The sequence below is a fragment of the Microvirga sp. GN3 genome, assembly GCF_055792825.1.
Window position 1 is genome coordinate 1 of the sequence record NZ_JBVVAK010000298.1, and the last position, 4539, is coordinate 4539.

The 4539-nt window shown below is 63.3% G+C and carries 1 protein-coding gene; it reads left to right on the plus strand.

All coding sequences use genetic code 11. The features are described 5' to 3' along the window. Positions 1-410: 410 nt before the first annotated feature. Positions 411-4088 carry a FecR domain-containing protein gene (locus ACS5Q1_RS46725; RefSeq protein WP_473104596.1) on the plus strand — a complete coding sequence of 1226 codons (3678 nt, stop codon included), beginning with the start codon at positions 411-413 and terminating at the stop codon, positions 4086-4088. Positions 4089-4539 lie beyond the last annotated feature (451 nt).

Sequence of the window (4539 nt, forward strand, 5' to 3'; positions counted from 1 at the left end):
AGAGCGGCAACGGAAAACGCAGGAAATCCACTGCTGTTGGGGCGCAATCCTGCGCAATCGAAGGCGGTGATGCGCCCGATATCCCAATCGTCTCAACGAGATCGGGATTCTTCACGGACGACGAAGTAACCGTTTGGTCTGCTCACTCGGCCTAAGCGGACCTTCGTGAAGCGCAAGGGATCTTCAGAGTCTGACCGTGAGGAGACCTTCTAAGACGTGCGGCAGGATCACCTCACGCTGATTTCTCGCGAAATACCCATGCTCTCTTGATGTGGCTCTTATGCCGCAATCGTTCACCCTGTGCAGCAAAACACATCATCCCTGATGTGAATCGGCTTTGTTCCTAGACTCTTCCTGCTAAGCTGCAGGTAACGTTAGAGCAGGTTACCTTTCGATCGAGCCGACCTCCCATGTCTTTCCGATCCCTCAGGCTTCTGGCCGCAACGAGCGCCCTGGCGCTTTGCCTTGCCGAAGCACAGGCTCAAGTACCCGTGCGGCGCCAGGCCCCTGTCGCAGGCGCCATCGTGGCTGCCAAGGGCGGCGAGGAGATGCGCTTCGTGCGCGAGGATCTCTGGCGCGCGGCCCAGGTCCAGCAAAGTCTCGTCGGCGGCGATACCCTGCGCACCAACGCGATCGGCAATCTGGCGATCCTGTTCAAGGACCAGACGCAGATCCGCGTCGCACGCAATTCGACCCTGACCGTGAACGACGTCGCCGGAGGCGCGGCGGAGAACACCCAGCTCAGCCTCCAGAACGGCAACATCTGGGCTCGTGCAGCCCGTGGCGGCTCGGGTGTCGATGTCAAGACGCCGGCAGCGGTCGCGGCGATCCGCGGCACCGACTGGTCGCTGTCGGTGGATGGCTCGAGCAAGACCTCGCTGGTGGTGCTCGAAGGCGTGGTCGAGCTCAAGAACCCGCAAGGCGCGGTGACGGTGCGCCAGGGTGAAGGGGCAGTGGCTGCCATCGGCCAAGCCCCCACCAAGTTCGTGCTCGTGCGACCCAATGATCGCGAGCAGATGCTGTTCTACCTGACCCTTCGCGATGGCCTGACTTGGCTGCCGGCCAGTCCCTTGCGCGGATCCGCACGGCAGGCCGAGCGCGCCCGGATCGAAGCGATTCCGCCGGAAAGCCGTACGGCGGAAGACTGGCTGGCCCGCGCGGAGGTGGCCCTCGTCCTGGACGGGTATCAGGCGGCCTCCACGCCCCTGGCAGAGGCTCGCCGCAGATCCCTCAATGCATCGCAGGGCGCTCGCGCGGACCTCGTCGAGGCCCTCATCGCGGGCGCGAAGCGCCGGTGGAGCGACTCCGCCGCCCTCTTCGCTCGTGCCGAGCGCGGCCTCGATGCCAAGCGGCGCGTGAGCGCTGTTTACGGCCGCTACATCGCGGCGTCATTGGCCGAGCCGAACCGCGTCCTACCCGAGCCCAAGATCGCCTCGAACAGTCCGGAGGTAGCCCTCGCGCATGCCTTCATCGCCGGTTTCCGGGAGGATCTGAACGCTGCGGCCGATCTCGCGGAGACCGCCGAGAAGCGCTTCCCGAACGACCCTCAGATCGGCGTCTTCTCCTCACAGCTCTCCCTGGCCCTCAACCGCCGCGACCGCATGCGCGCCTCGCTGGAGCGCGTGCGGGCGGCGGATCCAAACGACCACCTCATTCTGGCCATGAGCGGCCGGATCAGGGCCGAAGTGGACAGTGACCGCAAGGCGGCGCTCGCCGACTTGAAACGGGCTCTGGAAGCCGCTCCGGGCAATGTCGATATCTGGAACGAGCTTGGCATGCTCTACGCGGACCTGGAGGCTCCGTTGGAGGCGGAGGCTGCTTTCCGGCGCGCCATCGAACTCGATCCACAGGACCCGGTTCCCTATGCCAATCTCTCTTTCATCCTGCTCGACAAGAGCCGCGTGGAGGAAGCCGGAGCGCTCATCGACAAGGCCCTCGATCTCGATCCCGATTTCCACGTCGCCTACATCGCGCGTGGGCGCTACCTCCTGCAGACAGGCGATATGCCTGGAGCCCTTGAGTCCATTCTGGCCGGCTCTGCAGCCAATCCTGCTTATGCCAATGGCCTGGTAGCCGCGGCCGTCGCCTATTACCAGAATGGTGACATCGAACTCGCCGAGCAGACATTCGACAATGCGGACCGGCTCGATCCGAACGATCCTGTCACGGCGATCATGAGAACGGCAGTGGCATTGGATCAGTACCAGGCCGACGATGCCGTGAAGTTCGCCCGCGAGGCCGTGAAGCGCGCCCGCAACCGAGGCGGCGATTACGCCGGTCTCTCGGCCAACCGGCAGAGCGGCAGCTATCCAGCCGATGCCTATCGCTTCGTCGGTCTGCATGAATGGGGTCGCTTCTACGGCGATCGCACATTCGATCCTTTCGAGGCGACGAGCTATTTCGATCAATCAGCGAATGTTAGTCCGAGGCTCTTTGCGGGAAACCCGACTCTGACGAGTGTGGAGACCGGAAGCGATGACGGGCTCGCGGGAGCCAACCTGGTCGTCCAGGGCCTTCTTTTCGATCCGCTCGCGCTCGGCGGGCGTATTGGCCGCATCGATCTCGTGCGCCGCCCCTTCATCGACGCCGAAATCGGCGGCACCTGGATTTCCCAGGACGGCAAGATCGGCTGGGGATCGGAGGCCCTGGTCACCGGCTTCTCGAACGAGCCTGTCCCGACGGCATTCAGCTTCTCGGCAGGGCGCGTGCGGGATAACGGACCTTACAGCTATGATCAGGAAAGGCTCGACAGCGCGGCCTTCTTCATCGGCTCGGCGCCGTCGGCCGCAGACCGCTTTCTGATCTTCGGGACGTTCGCCAAGACCGAACCAGGGGCGTTCAGCTCTCTGACGCCGACGAGCTTTTCGACGAATCCCCCGATCCCTGGAGCCTTCTACAATCAGGACGCACGGGAAACGACCGATTATCAGCTGGGTGCGGGCTGGAGCCACACCTTCGGCTATCACAACGTGCTGACCGCGGCCATCTTCAGCGGACAGATCCAGAGTACGACTGATACGCATCAGGCGGGCATCGTTCCCGATCTCGTGCTGTTCGAGATTCTCCGGCACGAGAAGACCCGCTCGACGGCGACCGTCGTCGCGCTGAACCACATGATCGGCTTCAACGACGTGACGCTTCGCTATGGCGTCGAAGCCCTGACGGGCAAATCGAAGGTCGGCATCCGGCAAGAGTATACGGGCGTCCCTATACCCGGCTATACAGATGCGGCCGTCGACGCTGATGCATCCTTCACCGGCAGCCGTCTCTATGCGGATGCTTTCTGGCGCCCTTCCGATTGGTTCGAGGCCGAGGTCGGCCTGGAGCGAGTCGTGGTCGATCAGGAGGGAGCATCGGCGGACGAGAGCATTCTGCCCCGCGTCGGCATCGGGGTCTCGCCCTTCGAGGGACAATGGCTGCGGGCCGCCTATCGAAGCGACGTTCTATTCCCGTCGACCTACACGCTTTCGTCCCTGACCACCGTCGGCCTCCTGCCGAACGTCATTCCGCTCGAGCTGGGCGGCAAGGTCGATACGCTGGCGCTGCGCTGGGACGCGGAATGGTCGCCGCACTTCTTCACGGCAGTGGAGTATCAGCGACAGGAGATCGATTCCTTAAGTCTCCCCATCCCTGAGACCTTTGCGGCCCTCGACGCCGACAAGGCGCGGATTGAGCGGGTGGCGGCAACGGCCAATGTTTGGTTGGGCTATGGCATCGGCGTGTTCGGAACTGTCGGCGCCGCCTCGTCGGACATCCGATCGGGACCGGCCGCCGGTTCGCCCGTTCCGTTCGTGGCGGAGCGTTTCGCTCGCGCGGGCATCACCTTCGTGCATCCGAGGCGTCTCAGGCTCACCGTGGCCCAGACGTTCCTGGGTGACCTGACGAGCGCGACCCCCTTGGGCGATTTCGTCGGTTTGAAGCTGGACGATTATTGGACCACGGACGCATCGGTGACGTGGGAAACGCCCGATCGCAGTCTCCTGCTCGGGCTGACCGTGCTCAACCTGTTCGACAACGAATACCAAGTCCTCGCCAGGCTCCCCGGACAGGGCCGCACCGTTGCAGCCAGCGTGAAGGCGCGGTTCTAGGGACGACATCGACTTTGCCGTTGGGCTCCCTGCTGCGACCAGGGACGTCGGCGGCGGCAACACGCTCGGCCAACGGTGAGTTCATCGACGATGTCCTCCACCATGGTAGGATGCTGGTCTATAGGGAAGAAGAGGTGAAGTCGTGCCGCTGACGTTCGCTGTGAGCCCTGCCACAGCAATATGTGTGGCAGCGGGCCAGCGTCCGATCCTGGCAGATAGTGTGAAAAAGTCCGCAAGTGCCGTTTTTCGCGTGGTCGGCATACAGGATGCTGGGCCTAATCTGGCCCACTGACCCTAGTAATAGATCGACGCAGCAGCGCCGGGGAGTTTTTCAACATTGGGTAATGGGGCGGCTCTCCCTGGATGCCGATAACATCGGCGGGCCCCGTGCACAGGAGAGCAGCCATGGACTACTACGCTGGTTTAGACGTCTCGATGAATGAGACCTACA

What these genes read in the sequence shown, in the direction of transcription:
- ACS5Q1_RS46725 (WP_473104596.1), top strand. Translation starts at nt 411, where the DNA reads ATGTCTTTCCGATCCCTCAGGCTTCTGGCCGCAACGAGCGCCCTGGCG.